This window comes from Microbulbifer sp. NBRC 101763 (assembly GCF_040371615.1).
Taxonomy (GTDB): Bacteria; Pseudomonadota; Gammaproteobacteria; order Pseudomonadales; family Cellvibrionaceae; genus Microbulbifer; species Microbulbifer variabilis.
On record NZ_BAABQV010000010.1, the window covers coordinates 1 to 21,792 of the forward strand.

At 50.7% G+C, this 21,792-nt stretch carries 38 protein-coding genes; 31 read left to right on the plus strand and 7 right to left on the minus strand.

Translation table 11 applies throughout. The features are described 5' to 3' along the window. Window positions 1-191 (plus strand): EF-Tu C-terminal domain-related protein (locus ABWV76_RS20595; RefSeq protein WP_502914819.1); only part of this gene is annotated, 191 nt, incomplete at its 5' end. Between the two features lie 147 nt (window positions 192-338). Here ABWV76_RS20595 and ABWV76_RS20600 read toward each other — a convergent pair. Beyond that, the gene (locus tag ABWV76_RS20600; protein ID WP_353377119.1) at window positions 339-848 is read right to left on the minus strand and encodes an aminoacyl-tRNA deacylase; all 510 of its coding nucleotides are present in this window, start codon (window positions 846-848) and stop codon (window positions 339-341) included. 142 nt (window positions 849-990) lie between these two features. Here ABWV76_RS20600 and rpsJ point away from each other — a divergent pair, with 142 nt between their 5' ends. The 30 genes from rpsJ (at window position 991) to ABWV76_RS20750 (ending at window position 16,229) form a co-directional block, all read left to right on the plus strand. Then, a complete protein-coding gene (gene rpsJ / locus ABWV76_RS20605) occupies window positions 991-1,302 on the plus strand; it encodes a 30S ribosomal protein S10 (protein WP_010133849.1) in 312 nt (103 codons plus the stop codon). Window positions 1,303-1,412: 110 nt separating this feature from the next. Next, window positions 1,413-2,048, plus strand: a complete 636-nt coding sequence (gene rplC / locus ABWV76_RS20610) for a 50S ribosomal protein L3 (RefSeq protein ID WP_353377120.1) — start codon at window positions 1,413-1,415, stop codon at window positions 2,046-2,048. A gap of 18 nt (window positions 2,049-2,066) precedes the next feature. Further along, window positions 2,067-2,681 (plus strand): 50S ribosomal protein L4, encoded by a 615-nt coding sequence (rplD, locus tag ABWV76_RS20615; RefSeq protein ID WP_020411385.1) that lies wholly within the window; start codon window positions 2,067-2,069, stop codon window positions 2,679-2,681. Then, entirely contained in the window at window positions 2,678-2,974 is a 297-nt protein-coding gene (gene rplW, locus ABWV76_RS20620; RefSeq protein ID WP_020411386.1) for a 50S ribosomal protein L23, read from the plus strand. The genes rplD and rplW overlap by 4 nt, the downstream gene beginning before the upstream one ends. 14 nt (window positions 2,975-2,988) lie before the next feature. Then, window positions 2,989-3,813 (plus strand): 50S ribosomal protein L2, encoded by an 825-nt coding sequence (rplB, locus tag ABWV76_RS20625; RefSeq protein WP_020411387.1) that lies wholly within the window; start codon window positions 2,989-2,991, stop codon window positions 3,811-3,813. A 37-nt stretch (window positions 3,814-3,850) separates the two neighbouring features. Further along, a complete protein-coding gene (rpsS, locus tag ABWV76_RS20630) occupies window positions 3,851-4,129 on the plus strand; it encodes a 30S ribosomal protein S19 (protein WP_020411388.1) in 279 nt (92 codons plus the stop codon). Between the two features lie 15 nt (window positions 4,130-4,144). Then, the gene (gene rplV / locus ABWV76_RS20635; RefSeq protein ID WP_020411389.1) at window positions 4,145-4,477 is read left to right on the plus strand and encodes a 50S ribosomal protein L22; all 333 of its coding nucleotides are present in this window, start codon (window positions 4,145-4,147) and stop codon (window positions 4,475-4,477) included. Window positions 4,478-4,496: 19 nt separating this feature from the next. Then, entirely contained in the window at window positions 4,497-5,177 is a 681-nt protein-coding gene (rpsC, locus tag ABWV76_RS20640) for a 30S ribosomal protein S3 (protein ID WP_020411390.1), read from the plus strand. Window positions 5,178-5,188: 11 nt separating this feature from the next. Continuing rightward, on the plus strand, window positions 5,189-5,602 hold the full coding sequence (rplP, locus tag ABWV76_RS20645; RefSeq protein WP_020411391.1) for a 50S ribosomal protein L16: 414 nt from the start codon (window positions 5,189-5,191) through the stop codon (window positions 5,600-5,602). After that, window positions 5,602-5,793, plus strand: a complete 192-nt coding sequence (rpmC, locus tag ABWV76_RS20650; RefSeq protein WP_020411392.1) for a 50S ribosomal protein L29 — start codon at window positions 5,602-5,604, stop codon at window positions 5,791-5,793. The genes rplP and rpmC overlap by 1 nt, the downstream gene beginning before the upstream one ends. Window positions 5,794-5,795: 2 nt before the next feature. Next, the gene (gene rpsQ, locus ABWV76_RS20655; protein ID WP_020411393.1) at window positions 5,796-6,059 is read left to right on the plus strand and encodes a 30S ribosomal protein S17; all 264 of its coding nucleotides are present in this window, start codon (window positions 5,796-5,798) and stop codon (window positions 6,057-6,059) included. Between the two features lie 46 nt (window positions 6,060-6,105). Beyond that, on the plus strand, window positions 6,106-6,474 hold the full coding sequence (gene rplN, locus ABWV76_RS20660; RefSeq protein ID WP_020411394.1) for a 50S ribosomal protein L14: 369 nt from the start codon (window positions 6,106-6,108) through the stop codon (window positions 6,472-6,474). A 20-nt stretch (window positions 6,475-6,494) separates the two neighbouring features. Beyond that, window positions 6,495-6,806 carry a 50S ribosomal protein L24 gene (rplX, locus tag ABWV76_RS20665; RefSeq protein ID WP_020411395.1) on the plus strand — a complete coding sequence of 104 codons (312 nt, stop codon included), beginning with the start codon at window positions 6,495-6,497 and terminating at the stop codon, window positions 6,804-6,806. Window positions 6,807-6,837: 31 nt separating this feature from the next. Continuing rightward, window positions 6,838-7,377, plus strand: a complete 540-nt coding sequence (rplE, locus tag ABWV76_RS20670; protein WP_020411396.1) for a 50S ribosomal protein L5 — start codon at window positions 6,838-6,840, stop codon at window positions 7,375-7,377. Between the two features lie 9 nt (window positions 7,378-7,386). Then, window positions 7,387-7,692 (plus strand): 30S ribosomal protein S14, encoded by a 306-nt coding sequence (rpsN, locus tag ABWV76_RS20675; protein WP_020411397.1) that lies wholly within the window; start codon window positions 7,387-7,389, stop codon window positions 7,690-7,692. A gap of 40 nt (window positions 7,693-7,732) precedes the next feature. After that, entirely contained in the window at window positions 7,733-8,125 is a 393-nt protein-coding gene (gene rpsH / locus ABWV76_RS20680; protein WP_020411398.1) for a 30S ribosomal protein S8, read from the plus strand. A 13-nt stretch (window positions 8,126-8,138) separates the two neighbouring features. Further along, the gene (rplF, locus tag ABWV76_RS20685; protein ID WP_353377121.1) at window positions 8,139-8,672 is read left to right on the plus strand and encodes a 50S ribosomal protein L6; all 534 of its coding nucleotides are present in this window, start codon (window positions 8,139-8,141) and stop codon (window positions 8,670-8,672) included. Between the two features lie 13 nt (window positions 8,673-8,685). Then, window positions 8,686-9,036 (plus strand): 50S ribosomal protein L18, encoded by a 351-nt coding sequence (rplR, locus tag ABWV76_RS20690; RefSeq protein WP_020411400.1) that lies wholly within the window; start codon window positions 8,686-8,688, stop codon window positions 9,034-9,036. A 10-nt stretch (window positions 9,037-9,046) separates the two neighbouring features. Continuing rightward, window positions 9,047-9,553, plus strand: coding sequence for a 30S ribosomal protein S5 (gene rpsE, locus ABWV76_RS20695; RefSeq protein ID WP_020411401.1), 507 nt, complete (start codon window positions 9,047-9,049; stop codon window positions 9,551-9,553). A gap of 38 nt (window positions 9,554-9,591) precedes the next feature. Beyond that, window positions 9,592-9,777, plus strand: a complete 186-nt coding sequence (gene rpmD, locus ABWV76_RS20700) for a 50S ribosomal protein L30 (protein WP_020411402.1) — start codon at window positions 9,592-9,594, stop codon at window positions 9,775-9,777. A gap of 1 nt (window position 9,778) precedes the next feature. After that, on the plus strand, window positions 9,779-10,213 hold the full coding sequence (gene rplO, locus ABWV76_RS20705) for a 50S ribosomal protein L15 (RefSeq protein WP_020411403.1): 435 nt from the start codon (window positions 9,779-9,781) through the stop codon (window positions 10,211-10,213). 11 nt (window positions 10,214-10,224) lie between these two features. Further along, window positions 10,225-11,571 carry a preprotein translocase subunit SecY gene (gene secY, locus ABWV76_RS20710; RefSeq protein ID WP_353377122.1) on the plus strand — a complete coding sequence of 449 codons (1,347 nt, stop codon included), beginning with the start codon at window positions 10,225-10,227 and terminating at the stop codon, window positions 11,569-11,571. Between the two features lie 41 nt (window positions 11,572-11,612). Continuing rightward, window positions 11,613-11,729 carry a 50S ribosomal protein L36 gene (gene rpmJ / locus ABWV76_RS20715; protein ID WP_010133825.1) on the plus strand — a complete coding sequence of 39 codons (117 nt, stop codon included), beginning with the start codon at window positions 11,613-11,615 and terminating at the stop codon, window positions 11,727-11,729. A gap of 341 nt (window positions 11,730-12,070) precedes the next feature. Then, entirely contained in the window at window positions 12,071-12,427 is a 357-nt protein-coding gene (rpsM, locus tag ABWV76_RS20720) for a 30S ribosomal protein S13 (protein WP_020411405.1), read from the plus strand. An 87-nt stretch (window positions 12,428-12,514) separates the two neighbouring features. Next, window positions 12,515-12,904, plus strand: coding sequence for a 30S ribosomal protein S11 (gene rpsK, locus ABWV76_RS20725; protein WP_020411406.1), 390 nt, complete (start codon window positions 12,515-12,517; stop codon window positions 12,902-12,904). Window positions 12,905-12,919: 15 nt separating this feature from the next. After that, window positions 12,920-13,540 carry a 30S ribosomal protein S4 gene (gene rpsD / locus ABWV76_RS20730; protein ID WP_020411407.1) on the plus strand — a complete coding sequence of 207 codons (621 nt, stop codon included), beginning with the start codon at window positions 12,920-12,922 and terminating at the stop codon, window positions 13,538-13,540. 44 nt (window positions 13,541-13,584) lie between these two features. Next, window positions 13,585-14,589 carry a DNA-directed RNA polymerase subunit alpha gene (locus tag ABWV76_RS20735; protein ID WP_026304886.1) on the plus strand — a complete coding sequence of 335 codons (1,005 nt, stop codon included), beginning with the start codon at window positions 13,585-13,587 and terminating at the stop codon, window positions 14,587-14,589. Window positions 14,590-14,712: 123 nt separating this feature from the next. Further along, a complete protein-coding gene (gene rplQ / locus ABWV76_RS20740) occupies window positions 14,713-15,099 on the plus strand; it encodes a 50S ribosomal protein L17 (protein ID WP_020411409.1) in 387 nt (128 codons plus the stop codon). Window positions 15,100-15,173: 74 nt separating this feature from the next. Then, the gene (locus tag ABWV76_RS20745; protein ID WP_353377123.1) at window positions 15,174-15,428 is read left to right on the plus strand and encodes a YeaC family protein; all 255 of its coding nucleotides are present in this window, start codon (window positions 15,174-15,176) and stop codon (window positions 15,426-15,428) included. Window positions 15,429-15,593: 165 nt separating this feature from the next. Continuing rightward, a complete protein-coding gene (locus ABWV76_RS20750; RefSeq protein ID WP_020411411.1) occupies window positions 15,594-16,229 on the plus strand; it encodes a hypothetical protein in 636 nt (211 codons plus the stop codon). Between the two features lie 57 nt (window positions 16,230-16,286). Here ABWV76_RS20750 and ABWV76_RS20755 read toward each other — a convergent pair whose 3' ends face one another. From ABWV76_RS20755 to ABWV76_RS20780, 6 genes are all read right to left on the minus strand, one after another. Beyond that, a complete protein-coding gene (locus ABWV76_RS20755; RefSeq protein WP_020411412.1) occupies window positions 16,287-17,741 on the minus strand; it encodes a pectin acetylesterase-family hydrolase in 1,455 nt (484 codons plus the stop codon). A gap of 408 nt (window positions 17,742-18,149) precedes the next feature. Beyond that, complete coding sequence (locus tag ABWV76_RS20760; protein WP_353377124.1) at window positions 18,150-19,127, minus strand: 5-oxoprolinase subunit C family protein; 978 nt, start codon at window positions 19,125-19,127, stop codon at window positions 18,150-18,152. Further along, entirely contained in the window at window positions 19,124-19,888 is a 765-nt protein-coding gene (pxpB, locus tag ABWV76_RS20765; protein ID WP_282951740.1) for a 5-oxoprolinase subunit PxpB, read from the minus strand. The genes ABWV76_RS20760 and pxpB overlap by 4 nt, the downstream gene beginning before the upstream one ends. Beyond that, window positions 19,885-20,634 carry a 5-oxoprolinase subunit PxpA gene (gene pxpA, locus ABWV76_RS20770; RefSeq protein ID WP_020411415.1) on the minus strand — a complete coding sequence of 250 codons (750 nt, stop codon included), beginning with the start codon at window positions 20,632-20,634 and terminating at the stop codon, window positions 19,885-19,887. Before pxpA ends, pxpB begins: the two co-directional genes overlap by 4 nt. A gap of 56 nt (window positions 20,635-20,690) precedes the next feature. Beyond that, complete coding sequence (locus ABWV76_RS20775) at window positions 20,691-21,299, minus strand: hypothetical protein (protein ID WP_020411416.1); 609 nt, start codon at window positions 21,297-21,299, stop codon at window positions 20,691-20,693. A gap of 141 nt (window positions 21,300-21,440) precedes the next feature. After that, window positions 21,441-21,725 (minus strand): hypothetical protein, encoded by a 285-nt coding sequence (locus tag ABWV76_RS20780; protein ID WP_282951738.1) that lies wholly within the window; start codon window positions 21,723-21,725, stop codon window positions 21,441-21,443. Window positions 21,726-21,792: the final 67 nt, after the last annotated feature.

The following is a 21,792-nucleotide window of genomic DNA, read 5'->3' on the forward strand; positions in this document are numbered from 1 at the left end:
ACTTCCGTACTACCGACGTAACTGGTGCGGTAGAGCTGCCGGAAGGTACTGAAATGGTAATGCCGGGCGACAACATTCAAATGGTTGTTACCCTGATCGCTCCGATCGCCATGGAAGACGGCCTGCGCTTCGCTATTCGCGAAGGTGGTCGTACCGTAGGTGCGGGCGTTGTTGCTAAGATCATCGAGTAATAGTTACTCGTGATCTGAAAAAGCCGCGGCGGAAACGCTGCGGCTTTTTTTATGCCCGAAATAGAGATTTGGAGTTAAGGGTTGGCGACATAATTGAAAGCACCCTTAATTACGGTTGGTCAGCTGCCTGATTGGTTGGGTGGTAATTTACGGCCAATCCTTGCTCAGGTCGGCTGTGTGGCTGCTGATAAAGAGCTTGGTGAATTGTGGTCCGTCCATTTCCACAAGTTCTTCGTGGTCACCGGCCTCGAAATAAATGGTCTCCTGGTGGCTGAGGCTGCTGTCCAGCAGGGTGGTGATGCCATACGCCTGGCCAATTGGGGGGAGGGCGCCCAGTTCACAATCCGGGAAGATTGAACCGAGTTCATTCTCCGCAACCATTTCCAGGCCGTTACGACCGGTTTCCATATGTACGGCGCGCATATCCAGGCTGCTACTGGCGGGTATCACCACCATTACATAGCCGTCATTGTCCTGCAGCATAATCGCCTTGGCTACCTGGTCCTCTCTAACATGGGCTGCGTGTGCGCTTTCGCGGCTGGTTCGTGTATGTGGGTGTTGAACCAGGTGGTAGTCGACCGACTGGTCGTTGAGGTATTGACTCAATTTTGCGGCAATAGTCATTTCTGTATCCTCGTTCCACTTTAGGTACTTCATTGTAGTTTGCGCAGATTGAAATTTGCGCAGGCTGTACAGTTGACAGCCTCCCGCGCTCCCCGTAGAATTCGCGCTCCTTTTCGCCCGCCCTCGGGGCTGCGGAAGAGGACGTTCTTTAGTTCATAAGTTGGAGTTTGATTCCATGCAGGGTCAACGTATCCGTATTCGCCTGAAGGCCTTCGATCACAAGCTGATCGACGCGTCCACTCAGGAGATCGTAGAGACGGCTAAGCGCACTGGCGCACAAGTTCGCGGTCCTATCCCGCTGCCGACTCGCAAAGAGAAGTACACCGTACTGATTTCTCCGCACGTTAATAAAGACGCTCGCGACCAGTACGAAATCCGTACTCACAAGCGTTTGCTGGACATCGTTGAGCCTACCGAGAAAACCGTCGACGCGCTGATGAAGCTCGATCTGGCGGCCGGTGTTGAGGTCCAAATTAGTCTCGGCTAACACTTTTACTAACTACCGAATCCCGGGCGAAAAAGGTCCGGGTAGTGTAACGCTCTGAAACTGGGCGGCCGCAGTGGGTTAAAGCCCCGTGCACTGAGAGGTTAATAAAGATGACTATAGGTATTGTCGGCCGCAAGAGCGGCATGACTCGCATCTTCACTGAAGATGGCGTATCCATTCCGGTAACCGTTGTTGAGGTTGCTCCGAATCGCGTCACCCAGGTGAAAACTCAGGAAACTGATGGCTATACCGCTGTTCAAGTAGCAGTGGGTAACCGCAAAGCTTCCCGTGTCTCCAAGCCCGAAGCGGGCCACTTCGCCAAAGCCAATGTAGAGGCTGGCACTAATCTTTTCGAACTGCGCACTGATGGTTCTGAAGAGACTTTCGAAATCGGTTCTGAAATCACTGTCTCCAGCTTTGAAGCTGGCCAGAAGATCGACGTAACCGGCACTTCCAAAGGTAAAGGCTTCCAGGGCGGCGTTAAGCGCTGGAATTTCCGCACCCAGGACGCAACCCACGGTAACTCCCTGTCTCACCGCGCACCCGGTTCTATCGGTCAGTGTCAGACTCCTGGCCGCGTATGGAAAGGCAAGAAGATGGCTGGCCATATGGGCGCTGAGCGCGTAACCGTGCAAAACCTGGAAGTGGTTCGTGTCGATGCCGAACGCAACCTGCTGTTGGTTAAAGGCGCTGTTCCCGGTGCACCCGGTGGCAACGTTATCGTTCGTCCGGCAGTTAAAGCCTAAGTCTGAGGGGAAATAGATATGGAACTGAATATCGCTACTCCCGAAGGCGCTAAAGGCACAGTAGCTGTCTCTGAAGTGACTTTCGGGCGTGAGTTCAACCAAGATCTGGTGCACCAGGCAGTAGTGGCCTATATGGCCGGCGCTCGCCAGGGTACCAAGGCGCAGAAGAATCGTTCCGACGTTTCTGGTGGTGGCAAGAAGCCATGGCGCCAAAAAGGTACTGGCCGTGCACGTGCCGGTACTATTCGCAGCCCGCTGTGGCGTTCCGGTGGCGTAACTTTCGCCGCTGATCCGCGCGATCACAGCGTTAAGCTGAACAAGAAAATGTACCGCGCTGCACTGCGTTGCATTCTGTCTGAGCTGGCTCGTCAGGAGCGCCTGGTAGTGGTTGAGTCCTTTGACGTGGATGCACCCAAGACCAAGCAGCTGGTAAGCAAACTGGCTCAATTTGACCTGTCCGACGCGCTGATCGTGACTGAAGAGGTTAGCGAAAACCTCTACCTGGCCGCTCGCAACTTGCACAAGATCGACGTCCGCGATGTACAGGCGATCGATCCCGTAAGCCTGATTCGCTTTGATAAGGTCGTGGTTACCGTTTCTGCGCTCAAGAAAATTGAAGAGGTGCTGGGATGAACCAAGAGCGACTCTACAAAGTACTGCTGGGCCCGGTAATTTCCGAAAAAGCTGCTGTGCTGGCCGATAGTGCCAACCAGGTGGTTTTCAAGGTTTCCACCGATGCTGAGAAAGCAGAAATCAAGGCTGCGGTAGAGAAACTGTTTAACGTTTCCGTTGAGCAGGTTCGCACCGTGAACGTAAAAGGTAAAACCAAGCGCACTCGCCACGGCATGGGCCGTCGCAGCGACTGGAAAAAAGCCTACGTTCGCCTGGCTGAAGGCAGCGACATCAACTTTGAAGCTGCTGAGTAAAGGGGACTGTTACAATGGCAATTGTAAAAACAAAACCGACCTCCGCCGGCCGTCGTCACCTGGTTAAGGTTGTTAACCCCGACCTGCACAAAGGTGCTCCTTACGCTCCTCTGCTGGAGAGTAAAAGCAAAAGCGGTGGCCGTAACAACAATGGTCGTATTACCACTCGCCATATCGGCGGTGGTCACAAGCAGCACTACCGCGTTATCGACTTCAAGCGCAACAAAGACGGTATTCCGGCTAAAGTTGAGCGCTTGGAGTACGATCCCAACCGCAGCGCGCACATCGCTCTGGTGTGTTATGCAGATGGTGAGCGTCGTTACATCATTGCACCGAAAGGCCTGAAGGCTGGTGCCACCATTCAGTCCGGCGATGCCGCACCGATTGCTGTGGGTAACACTCTGCCTCTGCGCAACGTTCCGGTAGGTTCTGTAATTCACGGCATTGAGCTGAAGCCTGGTAAAGGCGCTCAGTTAGCCCGCTCTGCAGGTGCCTCTGTACAGCTGGTAGCTCGTGAAGGCCAGTACGCGACTATTCGTCTGCGTTCCGGCGAAATGCGCAAGGTCCTCGCTGAGTGCCGCGCAACCCTGGGTGAAGTGAGCAACTCCGAGCACAGCCTGCGCAAGCTGGGTAAAGCCGGTGCTGCACGCTGGCGTGGTGTTCGTCCTACCGTTCGCGGTGTGGCGATGAACCCGGTAGATCACCCGCACGGTGGTGGTGAAGGTCGTACCTCCGGTGGCCGTCACCCTGTTACTCCGTGGGGCGTTCCGACCAAGGGTAAGAAAACGCGCAAGAACAAGCGCACCGATAAGATGATAGTACGTCGTCGCGGCAAGTAAGCCGCGCGATGTCTGAGCAGCTAGAGAGGAATCGACAGTGCCACGCTCATTAAAGAAAGGTCCCTTTATTGATCTGCATTTGATCAAGAAGGTGGAGGCGGCGATTGAAGCAAACGATCGTCGGCCGATTAAAACCTGGTCCCGCCGTTCCATGATTATGCCGGAAATGGTTGGACTGACGATTGCCGTACACAACGGTCGTCAACACGTGCCCGTTTTGGTTAACGAAGAAATGGTTGGCCACAAACTGGGCGAGTTCGCTGCTACCCGCACTTACCGCGGTCATGCTGCGGACAAGAAAGCGAAGAAGCGCTAAGCCGAGGTTAAAAAGATGGAAGTAGCAGCAAAATTACGCGGCGCACGTCTATCGGCGCAAAAGGCGCGACTGGTAGCTGATCAGGTTCGCGGCAAAGGCGTTGAAGAAGCCCTGGATATTCTTGCATTTAGCAATAAAAAGGGTGCGGCGATTGTCAAGAAAGTACTGGAATCGGCCATTGCCAACGCTGAGCACAACGAAGGTGCTGACGTTGACGAGCTGAAAGTTTCCACAATTTTTGTGGACGAAGGTATGACCATGAAGCGCATTAAACCGCGTGCGAAAGGTCGTGCAGATCGCATTCTTAAGCGTACTTGTCACATCACTGTGAAAGTGGCCGAGAAATAAGAGAGCAGGCGAGAAAACCATGGGACAAAAAGTACATCCTACCGGCATTCGTCTGGGTATCGTTAAAAAGCATACCTCTGTTTGGTATGCCGGCAGCGACGAGTACGCAGACAAGCTGTACACGGATCTGAAAGTTCGCGAATACATTCGCAAAAAACTGGCCCACGCTTCCGTGAGCCGTATCGAGATCGAACGTCCGGCAAACACTGCACGTGTGACTATTCACACTGCACGCCCCGGTATCGTAATCGGTAAAAAAGGTGAAGACGTAGAACGTCTGCGCAACGAAGTAAGCGCGCAGATGGGCGTACCTGTGCACATCGATATCGAAGAAGTGCGCAAGCCTGATATGGACGCGGCTCTGGTTGGCCAGAACGTTGCCCAGCAGCTGGAACGCCGTGTTATGTTCCGTCGCGCTATGAAGCGTGCGGTACAGAACGCTATGCGTCAGGGTGCCGAAGGTATCAAGATTCAGGTGAGTGGTCGTCTCGGTGGTGCGGAAATCGCACGTACCGAATGGTACCGCGAAGGTCGTGTGCCCCTGCACACCCTGCGCGCTAACATCGACTACGCCACTGCTGAAGCGATGACAACCTACGGCATCATCGGTATCAAGGTGTGGATCTTTAAAGGCGAAGTTATCGGTGACGAAGTTCCCGATGAGAAGCCGGCTAAGACCCGCAAGAAAGCTGCTAAATAAGGGGTACGCAGATGCTGCAACCAAAGCGTACAAAATTCCGCAAGGTACAGAAGGGTCGCAACCGCGGTCTTTCTCAGCGCGGCTCTAAAGTGAGCTTTGGCGAGTTTGGTCTTAAGGCTATCGGTCGCGGTCGCATTACTGCGCGCCAGATCGAAGCAGCTCGTCGCGCAATGACTCGTCACGTTAAGCGTGGCGGTAAAATCTGGATTCGCGTGTTTCCGGACAAGCCAATTACCAACAAGCCCCTCGAAGTTCGTATGGGTAAAGGTAAAGGTGGCGTTGAATACTGGGTGGCTCAGATCCAGCCGGGCAAAGTTCTCTATGAAATGGAGGGCGTGTCCGAAGAGCTGGCTCGTGAGGCTTTCGCACTTGCTGCGGCCAAGCTGCCTGTAAAGACAACTTTCGTTAAGCGTTCGGTGATGTAATGAAGACTGCAGATCTACGCGAAAAGTCAGTTGAAGAGCTGAACCAGGAACTGCTGAACCAGCTCGAAGCTCAATTTAAGCTTCGTATGCAAAAATCCACCGGTCAGCTGGCACAGACTCATCTGCTGAAGCAGACTCGTCGCGACATTGCTCGCATTAAGACTGTGTTGACCGAGAAGGCAGGTAACTAATCATGGCTGAAGCAAAACTGAAGCGTACTCTGACCGGTAAGGTCGTGAGTGACAAGATGGATAAAACCATCACCGTTTTGATCGAGCGCCGTGTTAAGCACCCGATCTACGGCAAAATTGTGAGCAAGTCCACAAAGCTTAAGGCTCATGACGAGAACAATGATTGCAGCATCGGTGATGTTGTAACCATCGAGGAATCTCGTCCGCTGTCCAAGAGCAAATCCTGGGCCTTGCAGAAAATTGTAGAGCGTGCGGCGAAGGTATAACCCCTAGCGCATTGACTGCCGAATTGAAAGGTTTCGGAGAGAGACAATGATTCAAGCGGAATCCTACTTAGAAGTAGCTGACAACAGTGGGGCTCGCCGCGTCATGTGCATCAAGGTGCTGGGCGGCTCCCATCGTCGTTATGCCGGCGTGGGCGACATTATTAAGGTAACCGTTAAGGAAGCCATTCCCCGCGGTAAAGTAAAGAAAGGTCAGGTAATGAACGCTGTTGTGGTTCGCACCAAAAAAGGTGTACGCCGTAACGACGGATCCCTGATTAAGTTTGACGATAACGCAGCGGTACTGCTGAACCAGCAATTGGCGCCGGTTGGCACCCGTATTTTTGGTCCGGTAACTCGCGAACTGCGCGGTGAGAAGTTCATGAAGATCATCTCGCTCGCCCCCGAAGTTATCTAAGCCTCGAGCGGAGAAGAGTTATGCGCAAGATCAAGCGTGACGATGAAGTGATCGTTATCGCCGGTCGCGACAAAGGCAAGCGTGGTTCAGTACGTAAAGTACTGAACGACGGTCGCCTGATTGTTTCCGGCATACAGATGATCAAGAAACACCAAAAGCCAAATCCCCAGCTGGGCGTTGCTGGCGGCATCGTTGAAAAAGAAGCTGCGATCCAAGCTTCCAACGTAGCCATCTTCAACCCCAACACCCAGAAGGCTGACCGGGTGGGCTTTAAAGTACTGGAAGACGGCACTAAGATTCGCGTCTTCAAATCCAGCGGCGAAGCCATCTAAGGCTCTTGACGCAAAAGCAGGTTGGTAGATCATGGCAAAGCTTAAAGAGCTCTACACTAAGGACCTCGTGGCCAAGCTGAAAGAAGAGCTTGGTCTCGAGAATGTGATGGCAGTGCCGCGCATCACCAAGATCACCATCAACATGGGTGTTGGTGAAGCGATTGGTGATAAGAAGGTGCTGGAGCACGCTGTTAATGATATGACAGCAATTACTGGTCAAAAGCCCATCGTTACTAAAGCGCGCAAATCTATTGCGGGCTTTAAGATTCGTGACGGTTGGCCGATCGGCTGCAAGGTTACTCTGCGCGGTGAGCGCATGTATGAGTTCCTGGAGCGTTTGGTTGACATCGCGATTCCGCGTATCCGTGACTTCCGTGGCATTAGCCCGAAGCAGTTTGACGGCCGCGGTAACTTCTCTATGGGCGTGACCGAGCAAATCATCTTCCCGGAAATTGACTACGACAAAGTAGACAAGCTCCGCGGTCTGGATATTTGTATTACCACTACAGCTGCAAACGACGATCAAGGTCGCGCGCTGCTGAAAGCGTTCAACTTCCCTTTCAAGGGTTAAGAGGATTCCATGGCGAAGAAATCCATGATTGCGCGCGAAAACAAGCGCGCTCGAACCGCAGCTAAGTACGCCGAGAAGCGTCAAGAGCTGAAGGCGATCATCGCCAGTTCCACTGCTTCCGAAGAGGAGCAGTGGGAGGCTCAACTCAAGCTGCAGAAAATGCCGCGCGATGCAAGCCCGGTACGTCAGCAACGCCGCTGTCGTATTACTGGTCGCCCCCACGCTGTATACCGCAAGTTCGGCCTGTGCCGTAACAAGCTTCGTGAAGCTGCGATGCGTGGTGATGTTCCTGGCCTCGTGAAGTCCAGCTGGTAATTACCAGCTGGTTTAAGGCAGATTTGAGGAGTCTCATAAGATGAGTATGCAAGATCCGTTGGCAGATATGCTGACTCGCATCCGCAATGCCCTGGCGCGCGGAAAGGCGGAAGTCACCCTGCCATCATCAAAATTGAAAGTGGCTGTAGCCAAAGTCCTGAAAGACGAAGGTTACGTTACTGACTTGAATGTAAGCGAGGGCGCTAAGCCTGAACTGACTATCGCTCTGAAATACTTCCAGGGCAAGCCGGTTATCGCTGAACTGGACCGCGTTTCCCGTCCGGGTCTGCGCTCTTACACTGGTAAGAAAACTCTGCCTACCGTACGTGGTGGTCTGGGTATCGCGATCGTTTCCACCTCTAAAGGTGTAATGACCGATCGCGCTGCTCGCCAGGCCGGTATCGGTGGCGAAGTGCTCTGCACCGTATTCTAAGCGGGGGGTCATAATGTCTCGAGTAGCAAATAGTCCGGTAGTTATCCCCGCAGGTGTTACCGTTGACCTGAAAGGTCAGAACATCGCTGTTAAGGGCGGTAGCGGTAACTTGGATATGGTTATTCACAGTGATGTAGAAGTGAGCGAAGGCGAGAGCCAGCTGACTTTTGCCGCGCGCAATAGCTCCAAGCAAGCCAGGGCCTTGGCGGGTACTACCCGTGCACTGGTCAATAACATGGTGATAGGCGTAAGCGCTGGCTTCGAGAAGAAGCTGCAGCTGCTGGGTGTTGGTTATCGTGCGAAAGCCGCCGGTAAAACGGTTAACCTGACCCTGGGCTTCTCCCATCCGATCGATTATCAGTTGCCGGAAGGTGTGACTGCGGAAACTCCCTCCCAGACTGAAATCGTACTGAAGAGCAGCAATAAGCAGCTGCTGGGCCAAGTGGCCGCTGAGATCCGTGCGTTCCGTCCGCCGGAGCCCTACAAAGGTAAGGGTGTCCGTTATGCCGATGAGCGCGTGTATCGCAAAGAGGCCAAGAAGAAGTAAATAGGGCATAGATATGAACGTTAAGAAAGCATCTCGCTTGCGTCGTGCACGTCGTGCCCGCGCCAAGATCAGTGAGCTGGGCGCCGTTCGCCTTACCGTGAACCGCACTCCACGTCACATTTACGCACAGATCCTGTCTGCCGAAGGCAATACGGTATTGGCTTCCGCCTCTACCCTGGACAAGGACCTGCGCGCTGGTAAAACCGGTAACGTCGACGCTGCTACCGCGGTTGGCAAGCTGATCGCTGAGCGTGCAAAAGCCGCCGGCGTTGAAGCAGTTGCCTTTGATCGCAGTGGCTTTAAGTACCACGGCCGTGTTAAGGCTCTGGCTGACGCTGCCCGCGAAGCCGGTCTGAAATTCTAAGGGTTGAGTTATGGCTAGAGAGAAAGACAAAAGCAACGACGAAGGCCTGCAGGAGAAGCTGGTCCAGGTCAACCGCGTTGCCAAGACTGTTAAAGGTGGTCGTATCTTCGCCTTTACCGCACTGACTGTCGTTGGTGACGGCAATGGCCGTGTCGGTTTCGGTCGCGGTAAGGCGCGTGAAGTGCCTGTAGCGATTCAGAAGGCGATGGAAGCTGCGCGCCGCAACATGGTCCAGGTAGAACTGAATGGCGATACCATCCAGTACGCTACCAATGGCCGCCATGGTGGTTCCAAGGTTTACATGCAGCCCGCTTCCCAGGGTACCGGTGTAATTGCCGGCGGTGCTATGCGCTCCGTACTGGAAATGGCTGGTGTACACAACGTATTGGCCAAGTGCTACGGTTCCACCAATCCGGTGAACGTAGTGCGCGCAACCTTCAAAGCTCTGGAGCAAATGCAGAGCCCTGAAGATGTTGCTGCCAAGCGCGGTAAATCAGTCGAAGAGATTCTGGGCTAATCACAGTCCAGATTTAAGGTTATTGGTGGGTTAAGACCATGGCTAAGAAGACCATTAAAGTCACCCAGACCAAAAGTATCAACGGACGCCTGAAAAGCCATCAGGCGTGCGTTGCGGGTCTGGGCCTGCGCCGCATCGGCCACACAGTGGAAGTGGAAGATACTCCTTCCGTGCGCGGCATGATCAACAAAGTAAACTACCTGGTTAAGGTTGAGGGGGAATAACATGCGTTTGAATGACTTATCTCCCGCACAAGGCCACAAGCACAGCGCAAAGCGCGTTGGTCGCGGAATAGGTAGTGGGTTGGGTAAGACCGGTGGCCGTGGCCACAAAGGTCAAAAAGCACGTTCCGGCGGTAGTGTCCGTCCAGGCTTCGAAGGCGGTCAGATGCCTTTGCAGAAGCGTCTGCCTAAGTACGGTTTCACCGCTCGTGTTTCTCGCTTCACCGCGGAAGTACGCTTGGCTGAGCTGGCCAAGGTAGAAAGTGACGTAATCGATTTGGCAGCGCTGAAGAATGCCGATATTATCGGCAGCCATATTAAACGCGCCAAAGTGTTCCTCTCAGGTGAACTGACTAAAGCAGTTACCGTAAAGGGTCTGGGAGTGACCAAAGGTGCAAAGGCGGCTATCGAAGCTGCTGGCGGTAAAATAGAAGACTAATCGAGGCGCCAATGGCACGACCAGGATCCGGTGGAAATCCCCTGGGCAACAGCAAGGGATTGGGCGAGCTTTGGGCTCGCCTTCGTTTTCTGTTTCTAGCGATTCTTGTTTATCGACTGGGGACGCATATTCCGGTGCCCGGTATTGATCCGGAAAAGCTGTCAAACCTGTTTAACCAGAACCAGGGGACCATCCTTGGCCTGTTTAACATGTTCTCTGGCGGCGCCCTGGAAAGGATGAGTATTCTGGCGCTGGGCATCATGCCCTACATCTCCGCGTCCATCATCATGCAGTTGATGAGCGCGGTGACTCCCTCTCTGGAAGCGTTGAAGAAGGAAGGGGAGGCCGGAAGGCGCAAGATCAACCAATATACTCGCTACCTCACGGTAGTGCTGGCCCTGATTCAGGGTATTGGTATGACTTTCGGGCTTGCTGGACAGAATCTGGCTTACTCATCTGAGCCTGCGTTTGGTTTTTACTTTGTGGCGGTAACGTCACTGGTGACCGGTGCCGTATTTATGATGTGGCTGGGTGAGCAGATCACCGAGCGCGGTGTTGGCAATGGCATTTCCATGCTGATTTTCGCCGGTATCGTCGCCGGTTTGCCCGGTGCCATCGGTCAGGCGTTTGAACAGGCACGGCAGGGTGAGCTGCATATCCTTATGCTGCTGATCATCGGCGTAATTGCTCTTGCGGTGGTGTTCTTTGTGGTAGTGATGGAGCGCGGTCAGCGTCGAATCACAATTAACCACGCCCGACGCCAGGCTGGTCGCTATTCTGCCGCACCGGCTGCGCAGGCGAGCCACCTGCCCCTGAAGGTGAATATGGCCGGTGTTATTCCGGTGATCTTCGCCAGTAGTATCCTGCTGTTCCCGGCTACGCTGGCGCAGTGGTTTGGTCAGGGCGGGGAAGGTATTGGTGCTCAGATTCTGCAGTGGATGGCATTGCAGCTGGGGCCAGGGCAGCCGCTGAACATTATTTTGTTCGCACTGCTGATCGGTTTCTTCTGTTTCTTCTACACGGCGTTGATGTTCAACCCGAATGAAGTAGCAGATAACCTGAAAAAGTCCGGTGCTTATGTGCCAGGTATTCGCCCTGGTGAGCAGACAGCCCGCTATATCGATAGCGTGTTGACCCGACTCACCCTGGTAGGTGCCGTGTATATCGCGCTGGTATCCCTGCTGCCGCAGTTCCTGGTAGTTGGGTTTAACGTTCCCTTCTATCTGGGGGGTACCTCACTACTGATCGTTGTAGTCGTAGTGATGGACTTTATGGCGCAGGTACAGTCGCATCTGCTGTCACACCAGTACGAAGGCTTGATGAAAAAAGCGAACCTGCAAAGCTACGGTCGTCGCTAGTGCGTCACCTGCTCGCAGTTTGATTGAATTGAGGTAAGGTCATGAAAGTACGCGCTTCTGTAAAAAAGATCTGCCGTAACTGCAAAATCGTACGTCGCAAAGGCGTTCTGCGGGTAATCTGCAGCGCTGAGCCACGTCACAAGCAGCGTCAAGGCTAAAAAGGGGCCAGCCCCTTCGGGGTGCGTCCATTGGGCGCCCCTGTAAAAGCTGGAAGAATTCGCTGATCGCTACAGCCCCGTATCGATTGGCAACACCTCAAAATTTTTGGGGTGGGGAGGAGGTGGTAAAGCCTTCTTCCAATTGGGGGCGTTGACTGTCGTCCGCAGCCGTTTCGGGAGGCCGAAACGGTCGTGGGCTATTGCAAATTAGTGTCTGAAAAGCTATTCTTGCGCGCCTTTTTGGTGGCGCCGCCGGTTTTTTAGTCGCTGTCAGCGCCGAAATCAAAGTAGAGCCACATACTTATTTATAGCAGTGGCTCCAATACGTGGAGTACGCCTCTATGGCACGTATTGCTGGTGTCAATGTACCAGACCACAAGCACGCCGTGATCTCCCTGACCCACATTTACGGGGTAGGTCTCACTAAGTCAAAGTCTATTTTGGCAGCGGTTGGTATCGCTGAATCCACCAAAATCCGCGACCTGTCTGAAGAGCAGATCGAAACCATCCGCGGTGAAGTTGCAAAACTCACTGTAGAGGGCGACCTGCGCCGTGAAGTATCCATGAACATCAAACGTTTGATGGACCTTGGATGCTACCGCGGTTTGCGTCACCGCCGCAGCCTTCCGCTGCGTGGTCAGCGCACCAAAACCAATGCTCGCACCCGTAAGGGTCCGCGCAAGCCGATTCGCAAGTAAGCCTGATTAAGGCGCGATATCGCGGTTTAACAAGCCCCTTCCCGGTAGTGAACCGAGGGGATTTGATACAGGATTTAGGATACTGGTATGGCTAAGCCAAAAACTACTGTTCGCAAAAAGGTCAAAAAGACCGTTGTTGACGGTATTGCCCACATCCACGCATCGTTTAACAATACGATCGTGACGATCACTGATCGCCAGGGTAATACCCTCAGCTGGGCCACCGCAGGTGGATCCGGCTTCCGTGGCTCAAGAAAGAGCACCCCGTTTGCAGCCCAGGTTGCCGCTGAGCGCGCAGGTACTGCAGCTCAGGAGTACGGCCTGAAAAACCTCGACGTAGAAGTAAAGGGCCCTGGCCCCGGTCGCGAATCCGCTGTTCGCGCACTGAACAACTGCGGCTACAAGATCACCAACATCACCGACGTGACGCCAATCCCGCATAACGGTTGTCGTCCGCCCAAGAAACGTCGCGTGTAAGAGGGGGCTGATAAAATGGCACGTTATATTGGACCAAAATGTAAACTGTCCCGTCGTGAAGGGACTGACCTGCAGCTGAAGAGCGGCGTTCGTCCGCATGACTCTAAGTGTCGCGCAGAATCCAAGCCCGGCCAGCATGGTGCTGGCCGTGGTCGTCTGTCCGATTACGGTATTCAGCTGCGCGAGAAGCAAAAGGTTCGCCGTATCTATGGCGTACTGGAAAAGCAGTTCCGTAACTACTATAAGGAAGCGGCGCGCCTGAAAGGTGCAACTGGTGAGAACCTACTGCAACTTCTGGAAAAACGCCTGGACAACGTGGTTTACCGCATGGGCTTCGGCTCAACGCGCTCTGAAGCGCGTCAGCTGGTTTCCCACAAGGCGATTCTGGTAAACGGCACAACTGTTAACATTCCTTCTTACCAAATTAAGGAAGGTGATGTAGTTGCTGTACGTGAAAAAGCTAAGAAGCAGCTGCGTATCCAGAATTCCGTTTCCCTCGCTGCCCAGCGTGGCGATGTCGAGTGGGTAGACGTAAACGCGAGCAAACTGGAAGGCACTTTCAAGCGCACTCCAGATCGTGTCGATCTGCCGGCAGAGATCAACGAAAACCTTATCGTGGAACTGTACTCCAAGTAACAATTAGTCCACTTTAAGGAATGCAACTGTAAACAGGTATGGCTATGCAGACTGCTGTCAACGAGTTTTTGACACCGCGTCGTATTGACGTCACCGAGTACAATCCGAATCACGCCAAGGTGATTTTGGAGCCCCTGGAGCGTGGCTTTGGCCACACTCTTGGCAATGCGCTGCGTCGCATCCTGCTGTCCTCCATGCCGGGCTGCGCCGTCACCGAAGTCGAAATCGACGGTGTCGAGCACGAGTACAGCGCGATTGAGGGTGTGCAGGAAGATGTTATTGAAATCCTGCTCAACCTGAAAGAAATCGCGGTTGTTATGCACGGCAAGGATCAGGCGGTATTGAGCCTGAGCAAGAAGGGCCCAGGTGCAGTGACTGCTGGAGATATCCAGGTAGATCACGATATCGAGATTGTGAATCCTGAGCACGTGATCGCCAATATCACTGGTGATGTGGAACTCAACCTGCGTCTCACCGTAGCGCGCGGTCGTGGCTATCAGCCAGCGGACGCTCGTCGTGACGAGGAAGAGGAAAGCCGTGCGATTGGCCGTCTGCAGCTGGATGCTTCATACAGCCCGGTACGTCGTGTTTCCTACAGTGTGGAAAGCGCGCGTGTAGAGCAGCGCACTGACCTGGACAAGCTGGTTCTGGACCTGGAGACCAATGGTACCCTGGACCCGGAAGAGGCAATTCGCCGCGCCGCTACGATTCTGCAGCAGCAGCTTGCAGTTTTTGTAGACCTGGAAGGTGAAAAGGATGCGCAACCGAAAGCTGAAGAGCCCGAAGTTGACCCGGTACTGCTGCGCCCAGTAGACGACCTGGAGCTGACCGTACGTTCGGCCAACTGTCTGAAAGCAGAAAACATTTACTACATCGGTGATCTGATCCAGCGCACCGAAGTTGAGCTGCTGAAGACGCCGAACCTTGGTAAGAAGTCTCTGACAGAAATCAAGGACGTACTCGCTTCCCGTGGTTTATCCCTGGGTATGCGCCTGGAAAACTGGCCGCCGGCCAGTCTGAAAGGCGACAGCAAGTTAAGCCCCCTGTAAGCATTTGGTAGTCGCGGCGGTGCCGCGACTAGTAGAAAGAACCCGAGCGGTGCCACAGCTTAGCGCGACACCGCTCCAGAACGACCTGCTGTGACAGCAACTTAGGTCGTAAGGAATTGAGTCATGCGTCATCGCTATAGTGGCCGTAAATTCAGCCGCACGAGCGCTCACCGCAAGGCCATGTTCAAGAACATGAGCGCCTCTCTGGTGGAGCACGAACTGATCAAAACCACACTGGCCAAAGCCAAAGAACTGCGCCGCGTTGCCGAGCCGCTGATCACTCTGGCTAAGAAAGACAGTGTTGCCAACCGCCGTCTGGCTTTCGCTCGTATCCGTGACAAGGATGCTGTGCGCAAGTTGTTCGACGAGTTGGGTCCTCGTTACGAAGCCCGTCCTGGTGGATATATTCGTATCCTGAAGTGTGGGTTCCGCGCTGGTGACAAAGCACCAATGGCTTATGTTGAGCTGGTAGATCGTCCTCAGGTTGAAGACGAAGCTGCGGAAGCGTAAGCTTGCCAACTAGCCATAGTGCTACGGAAGGCCGGTCATAGACCGGCCTTTTTTATGCGTTTAGAAGGGTTTGTATGTCTTTTGAACAATTACTGAGTAACTTGAACCCCCACATTGTAGCGAGCCTGAGGCGTGCTATTGAGTTGGGTAAATGGCCTAATGGTGTTGTTATTACCCCAGAGCAGCGTAGGCTTTGTGGAGAGGCTGTAGCCAACTGGGAGGTACGGAACCTGCCTAAGGAGCAGCAGGTAGGCTATGTAACTCCGAAGGCCTCAGAAGAACCTTGTGCGGGCAAAAAGGATGATGAGCAGCCATTGAACTGGGTTTAATATCGCACAGATTGAGATCATGGTTTTTGTTTTCAGCAGGCTTTAGAGATATTGGCGCAAATATCTACATCTGGGACGCCCTTTCCATTCATCACTTCAGCTTTCTCTGCTTATATAGTTACCGACATAGAAATATAAAATTTCCAATTTGCTCGGTAACTGATTATGAAAAAACTGATATTGCTTGCCGGCGCAGTAACTCTAGCAGTTGTTGGCATTGATCACTACGATATTGACGTGCAGGCCGGTGTTGCCAAAGTTCGGCAATTTATAACTCCTTTAACCGAAAATAGTGAATTAGCGAAGGATATTGCTGAGCGTATACCGTGGTCACAGCTGGAAAATGCGGAAGTGGAGGAGTTATTGGACCACCCCCGTGTGAAAGCTTACCTGGACCAGGAAAAGGCGAAGAAGGCTTTGCAGAACTATTTTGCAAATCTTGGAAACCTATCCAGTGAGGAGGCCTGGGATACGATAGAACAAGTGGAAAGTGAAAAGCGAGTTACCGGTTACGAGGCGCTGTCCTTAAAGCTCGCCTGGCTGGAAAAAAATAGTATCAACGAAGCTGAGTTCAAGCAGCGCGCGGAAGAGCTGTTTAATATCTACCGTGAGCAGGCCCAATCAGTTATTAGTCACTATGATCCCCATACAGAGGTGCCTGGCTTCTCAACATATAAAGATCTTGAAAGGTCTATTGTTGAAGAAGTGCAGCAAATGACCTCCTTCCCAGATGGAATGAGCAAACATGAGTACCTTCGTAAACGCCTGCAAGAAGCACGGGAAACTGTTTACGGCTCCTAATTAGATAGCAGTGCCGCTAGTAATAAACTAACAGCACTGCTTTCTTTCAGGCTTTACCTACATGAACAGGCCGATCAGGTCGTAAAACCAATTACTATTGTTTTCAAAGTCTGAAACTTTATCCGTTTCGTAGGCGCGAATCATACCCCCACCGTTATGGTTCACAATGTTGTTGAGAAAATCTTTTAACTCCAGTCCATGTTCTGCAATCTCACCATAGTGCAAGTCGATAATGGTAGTGCAATGGCTCTCGTTAAGATTACGGAACATCGGGAAGTAGTAGCCCCAATTACTGGTTTGGTCCAAGAGAGGGATTAGATTCTCATGGGTGTCCTTTTGCCAGCGTTGGCGCAGTTTATTTAAGCGAGAGTTGGCATCTGGATCATTGTAAATATCTTCGTAGAAGCGCTCATAGGAGTATGAAGAAAAATTACCGTCAGCCAGGAAGTGTGTGATACCAAGGCGATCTGTGGGAAATTTATTTGATAATGCACTGTATATCGAAGCCAGCTGATTGCTATCAAACCCTGGAGTAAAGGATTTTATCGCATTAATTGGGTTCTCTTCATTTGGGTCCCCGTCAGTTGTGTAAGTGGTCCAGGAGTGAAGAACTTCGTTATGTAACGGTAACGATGGGTACTCGGTGCTGTTATCACTATCTAAAGGTGCTTTATAAAGTGGGCCAGAGTCATCAATTAAATAACCATAGTCGACATCCATATCCTCGCGAAGTTTTGTATAATTTAACAGAGCCCCTACACTTCCAGCGCTGCATCCAGCAGTCAGCATTTGTTTAGGCTTCTGTAAATTATTTTTTACCCACGAAGTGACAGCCTGGACATTACGTAATCCATTATGGTGCCAAATTAAATCTGGATTTTGACCGCTGGAATCTTCATAAATCTCTGTTTTATCGCCAACATAAATATCACCGGTACAATAGGGAACATATACTAAATTCCACTCACCAGTCTTGTATTGGTTATAGGGATGGTGGGTGTAGATTAAGGGAGATACGCCGGCAGTCGTCAGGTTATCTAGATTACTGAAATCTAATAAATTTATGTTGCTGAGATAGTCGTCAGGAATGCCATTGGGGTTACGTGCCCCGCGAATGCCCGCCTGCCCTGAACAGCTCTCATAATCCCAGCATGCACCGCCACCCTCAAAATAGAAAACGGTGTTGCTGGTATCGGGCACTCGGTATACGAAGAATTTATAGGGGGAGCCGTTGCCGCACATGGCGCCTGTGTTGGCAGGAACGTCGATTTTTTGCCAGGTGTTGAAATCGCTGGGATCGAAGTCATCGTTAAAGCTGGGATCATCTATTGTTAATGGATACATCCCTTGGGCCTGCTCGGTAGTTACAGGAGCATTAGCACTGGGTGGATTAAATAAATGTTTTAAAGTTGTCCAAAAATTGTAATCTCCGGGCTCTGCTTGAGCATAGGAGGTGATTAGAAATGAGCTGGCAATCAGTGCCGTAATAAAACCACGGAGAATTCTTATCATTATTAATCCCCTTGAGGTAGTTGATATATTCTCTCTGGACCAGGTCGAATTGGGGGCGCTAAGTATAGAGGTCGGTTGTGGCCTCTACCCCTGCAAGTCAATTAGAACACTCGTCCAAATCGCTGCTTCGGTAAAACCCAAAGAGGTTAGTTAATATTGATCTTCTGGTCTAGCAGGAGCCGTATAAAAACTTATTGGTCATTAAGGACTGCTTGGTCCAGGCGGATTTATTGAAGATATTTTATTAATGTTTGAAATTTTTTGATTTTGGGTAAGATGTGTTTCTATTGAAACCGGTGATGCTAGAAGTGACAAGCTTTGGTTTTCAAAATAAAGAGGTATGTAAGGAGTGAGAATATTGTTTGCTCTATGCTCTTAGTTCGGAATTCTAAATAAGAAAAAATACTTTCAGAGAGTAAGTAAATCCCTGGTTTCTGTAGCAATCTCCCTTTGTAGTTTTTCCAAACTTTTCTGCTTTTCGCGTAGAATTATTCTCGCGTTTTCCAAGGTAATTACCTGAAAACTAATTTTATCTAATGCGTTTAGTTGACCCAATCTGTGGAGGTCTGCCCGGATGACATGGGCCAGCCGGGGATAACCTCCGATAGTTTGTCCCTCTATAAAAGAAATGATGGGTTCACCATTCTCGGGAATTTGGATGCTCCCCGGATATAGACCGGACGAGATCATTTTCCCTGAAGTTTCAGTAAGAGTTTCACGACTAGGATTAATTGAGGGAGATAGGCGTATCCCCATACGGTTACTCTGAGCGGATACCTGAAAAGAGGTCCCGCTGAACTTTTCCATGATTTCCTGGCTAAAACTACCAGCTTCCGGGCCATGTACCACCCTTATTAGGGGGCGTAATTTATAATTGGGTTGAAGTTCACGTTTTAGTTTTGCAGGCCTAGCTGTCCAAGTATCTACGAAGCCAATTCTATCACCATTTTCAATGGCTCTATCATGATGTCCGCCAAAACCACTGATTAAATGGGTTGCAGTACTGCCTAAAATCATAGGGGTCGATATCTTTGCAGAAATACCTATATAAGCACGCATACCGCTGATAAGTTTAGAAAAATTCAGAATATCTCCACGTTTTACCTGGATAACCTTGTAATACTCAATGGCCCTGTTATTTAAAGATGTTTTGAATTGCGCTCCGGTAATGGCTATTGAGACATCACAAGTGAACTCAATAAGGGGGCCGGTCAAGGTAATTTCCAGCACAGGGTTATTTAATGGGTTGCCCAGTAACATGTTTGCGAGTTTCATAGAGAGAGGATCTGCGGCCCCCCCAATGGGAATGCCATAGTGCATTAGGCCGGGACGGCCATAGTCCTGGATGCTAGTTTGTAACCCTGCCCGGATAAAGTGCATGCTCATGGATAGCTTTCCTTAGAGTATTTACACTGTACTTGCGGTGCTATGTCATTAAATTCTGACTCACTGATAGAGTAGAATTCGATGGTATCCAAGGGCTGGGCAATAAAGGGGGATGTACTGTAAGGCTGGAAGAGTTTGATAGGCGTTTGCCCAATAATTTGCCAACCACCTGGTGTGGCCTGTGGGTAGATCCCAGTCTGGCCGCCACCGATACCAACGGCACCTGCGGGAATGTGTAAGCGCGGCGCTTCTTTTCGCGGGCAATGTAGCTTGGGGTCCAGTCCACCCAAATATAAAAAACCGGGAGAAAAACCCAGCATATGCACTAAATAAACGGAAGTGCTATGTAGCTCAATAATTTCTTCAGGTGTTAGGCCTGTGTATTCGCTCACAGTAAGCATGTCTGGGGCAAAAGAATTTTCATAGCATACTGGAATGCGGATTACGCAGGGTTCTCTTTCCAGGAAGTGGGAGTTCGTGGCCTTTAAGAATTTTTTAGTCAGAGTTTTCACTTCCCGTGAAAGCGATTCGTCAAGATATAAAAGTGGATCAAAAGTAATAGTCAGGCACTGGTAAGCGGGAATCAGATCGATAACTTTTAGGTCGTCCTGCTTGAGAATGTACTGTCGCAATCCAATTATATATCGACTAAGGAGTTCACTGGGTTCAGCTGAAAAGCGAATATCCAGCGCGCAATCCCCATTTGCAATGATGTCAAACTCGAGTTTTAGGAAACGCGGCTTTTCTTGGGTAGATATCACGAGCCGATACTCAGCCCATGATGGTGTAGATGGTTGATCAGCCTCTGTGCAATATTAACCGCCTGGGGGTTGTCCCCATGTAAACATATTGTATCGACAGAAAATTTAAGGGGTGTGCCATGATAACTTGCAAATTTCTTTCCCTTAGCTAGCGCAACAGCCCGCTCAAGGCATAAATCTACGTTACTCAGTACGGAACCTGGCAGGGAGCGAGGCGCCAGTTTATCTGGAGTTAAATATTGCCGATCCATAAAGCCCTCTCGATAAAATATGCGGCCTTTCTCCTTGGCTATAACTTCCATTGCGCCATTGGCTAAGCCGATAATTTTCAGAGAGGGATATTCTTCATTGAGTAAGGAGGTAATTTTTCGTGCTAGCACTATATCTGCTTCTGCATCGTTATATAGAGCTCCGTGCAGTTTAATATGATCGAGATGCGCTCCTACTTCCTGAGTAAGGCCTTGCAATAGTTCAAGTTGCTCGTATAAAGAGTCGAGCAACTGATTGATGGAAATTTTTATTGATTTGCGCCCAAAATTTTCCCTATCAGGGTAGCTGGGGTGTGCGCCAACTTGTAACTGGTGTTTTCTTGCATTGATAACGGAGAGGCGCATTATCTCTAGGCTTCCCGCGTGCGCGCCACAGGCGATATTACAGCGGGAGATAAAGGGCATAAGTTGAGCATCCTTTTCACAGCTGGCTAGATCAACACCTTCACCTAGATCGCAGTTGATATCAATATGCACAATGCTTGCCTCTGAAGTCTTGATTGGCGCCGCTTAAACAAATAGGTTCTGTTTTTTTATTTTTTATTATGGGGGCAATGTTTTACTTCAGAGGAAATTTGAACTCCCTTTGATTCGTAACAATCACCCAAGGGTGAGCAAAAGCATGCTTCAACTTCAATATGGTTTCGAAGCATGTCGAGCTTTTCCCAGAGCGGGTCACTTGCCACTGTTCTTTGCAACGTTAAGAATTTTATAGATGCCTGAGCAGGAATGATGGCTTGTTCCAATATCACCGTGTTCAAACCGCTCTGGTTGGCAAGAATACTATCACCTTCTTTTTTAAGTTCACTTATAGCTTCATATAATTTCTTTTTTTCCTTGGCGCAGCAGCCGTCTAGAAAAGTATCTAAGTCAGGGTAGGTTTTATTTTGGTATGTGAACTCTAGGTTCTTTAGGATGGCAGGCCCTGCGCCGGCATTATGCAATGCGAAAATTATAGTTGCTTTTTGAGTTGATCCGTCAAAGTTGCCTTGGTCAAATTTAACGACTGGCATCGTCATTACTCTGACCTGTTTATTAGCTGCTTTAGCTTGAAGATAAGTGGCGTAAAAAGAGGCTATAGAAATAAAGATGGCGCTTAGTGCAATTATTAAGTTGAGCCTTTCCTTATTAAGATATTTCATAATTATGTGCCTACAAGTCAGTCAGAACTGGAGTGCGCTCTGTTTGTTTTCGATAGTGGAAAATCGGCGCCATTTGCTAATAAATATGTTAGCTGTTTTGGTGGTTTTTTACTTTACAGCAAATAATGGCGTGTATAGGTGTTAATCTGTTGGGCAATGATCTACCTCTGCAGACATTTTTTGAGAATTTGATTGATAACACTTTTCAAGTGGAGAGCAAAAATAGGAAGACACAGTAATGTTCCATCTTTCTTTGTTGAGTTTTTCCCATAGCTCAGCGGTTTCCTCTCCACGAGAGACTGCAAGAAGCGTGTATTTGTCCTGTGCTGGAATTATAAATTCCCTTCTCTCTCCAGACCATATGGATCCATTCTTGGAGAGAGAATAGGAGGAATTAGATTTAGCCTCTCTAATTTTCTGTCGCACTATCCTGAATTCTTCTTTGCAGCAGGCCTGTAGAAGCTCAAAGTAATTAGGATAGCTATTGCCACTA

Coding starts and splice junctions, on each gene's coding strand:
- ABWV76_RS20735 (WP_026304886.1), top strand. CDS start 13,585: ATGCAGACTGCTGTCAACGAGTTTTTGACACCGCGTCGTATTGACGTC.
- rplO (WP_020411403.1), top strand. CDS start 9,779: ATGCGTTTGAATGACTTATCTCCCGCACAAGGCCACAAGCACAGCGCA.
- rplV (WP_020411389.1), top strand. CDS start 4,145: ATGGAAGTAGCAGCAAAATTACGCGGCGCACGTCTATCGGCGCAAAAG.
- rpmJ (WP_010133825.1), top strand. CDS start 11,613: ATGAAAGTACGCGCTTCTGTAAAAAAGATCTGCCGTAACTGCAAAATC.
- rplD (WP_020411385.1), top strand. CDS start 2,067: ATGGAACTGAATATCGCTACTCCCGAAGGCGCTAAAGGCACAGTAGCT.
- rpsJ (WP_010133849.1), top strand. CDS start 991: ATGCAGGGTCAACGTATCCGTATTCGCCTGAAGGCCTTCGATCACAAG.
- rplC (WP_353377120.1), top strand. CDS start 1,413: ATGACTATAGGTATTGTCGGCCGCAAGAGCGGCATGACTCGCATCTTC.
- ABWV76_RS20775 (WP_020411416.1), bottom strand. CDS start 21,299: ATGAAATATCTTAATAAGGAAAGGCTCAACTTAATAATTGCACTAAGC.
- ABWV76_RS20600 (WP_353377119.1), bottom strand. CDS start 848: ATGAAGTACCTAAAGTGGAACGAGGATACAGAAATGACTATTGCCGCA.
- secY (WP_353377122.1), top strand. CDS start 10,225: ATGGCACGACCAGGATCCGGTGGAAATCCCCTGGGCAACAGCAAGGGA.
- rplX (WP_020411395.1), top strand. CDS start 6,495: ATGCGCAAGATCAAGCGTGACGATGAAGTGATCGTTATCGCCGGTCGC.
- ABWV76_RS20755 (WP_020411412.1), bottom strand. CDS start 17,741: ATGATAAGAATTCTCCGTGGTTTTATTACGGCACTGATTGCCAGCTCA.
- rpsQ (WP_020411393.1), top strand. CDS start 5,796: ATGGCTGAAGCAAAACTGAAGCGTACTCTGACCGGTAAGGTCGTGAGT.
- rpsK (WP_020411406.1), top strand. CDS start 12,515: ATGGCTAAGCCAAAAACTACTGTTCGCAAAAAGGTCAAAAAGACCGTT.
- rpmD (WP_020411402.1), top strand. CDS start 9,592: ATGGCTAAGAAGACCATTAAAGTCACCCAGACCAAAAGTATCAACGGA.
- rplF (WP_353377121.1), top strand. CDS start 8,139: ATGTCTCGAGTAGCAAATAGTCCGGTAGTTATCCCCGCAGGTGTTACC.
- rplN (WP_020411394.1), top strand. CDS start 6,106: ATGATTCAAGCGGAATCCTACTTAGAAGTAGCTGACAACAGTGGGGCT.
- ABWV76_RS20750 (WP_020411411.1), top strand. CDS start 15,594: ATGAAAAAACTGATATTGCTTGCCGGCGCAGTAACTCTAGCAGTTGTT.
- rplP (WP_020411391.1), top strand. CDS start 5,189: ATGCTGCAACCAAAGCGTACAAAATTCCGCAAGGTACAGAAGGGTCGC.
- ABWV76_RS20745 (WP_353377123.1), top strand. CDS start 15,174: ATGTCTTTTGAACAATTACTGAGTAACTTGAACCCCCACATTGTAGCG.
- rpsE (WP_020411401.1), top strand. CDS start 9,047: ATGGCTAGAGAGAAAGACAAAAGCAACGACGAAGGCCTGCAGGAGAAG.
- rpsC (WP_020411390.1), top strand. CDS start 4,497: ATGGGACAAAAAGTACATCCTACCGGCATTCGTCTGGGTATCGTTAAA.
- rplE (WP_020411396.1), top strand. CDS start 6,838: ATGGCAAAGCTTAAAGAGCTCTACACTAAGGACCTCGTGGCCAAGCTG.
- rpsD (WP_020411407.1), top strand. CDS start 12,920: ATGGCACGTTATATTGGACCAAAATGTAAACTGTCCCGTCGTGAAGGG.
- rplR (WP_020411400.1), top strand. CDS start 8,686: ATGAACGTTAAGAAAGCATCTCGCTTGCGTCGTGCACGTCGTGCCCGC.
- rplB (WP_020411387.1), top strand. CDS start 2,989: ATGGCAATTGTAAAAACAAAACCGACCTCCGCCGGCCGTCGTCACCTG.
- rpsH (WP_020411398.1), top strand. CDS start 7,733: ATGAGTATGCAAGATCCGTTGGCAGATATGCTGACTCGCATCCGCAAT.
- rplQ (WP_020411409.1), top strand. CDS start 14,713: ATGCGTCATCGCTATAGTGGCCGTAAATTCAGCCGCACGAGCGCTCAC.
- rpsN (WP_020411397.1), top strand. CDS start 7,387: ATGGCGAAGAAATCCATGATTGCGCGCGAAAACAAGCGCGCTCGAACC.
- rpsM (WP_020411405.1), top strand. CDS start 12,071: ATGGCACGTATTGCTGGTGTCAATGTACCAGACCACAAGCACGCCGTG.
- ABWV76_RS20760 (WP_353377124.1), bottom strand. CDS start 19,127: ATGAGCATGCACTTTATCCGGGCAGGGTTACAAACTAGCATCCAGGAC.
- rplW (WP_020411386.1), top strand. CDS start 2,678: ATGAACCAAGAGCGACTCTACAAAGTACTGCTGGGCCCGGTAATTTCC.
- rpmC (WP_020411392.1), top strand. CDS start 5,602: ATGAAGACTGCAGATCTACGCGAAAAGTCAGTTGAAGAGCTGAACCAG.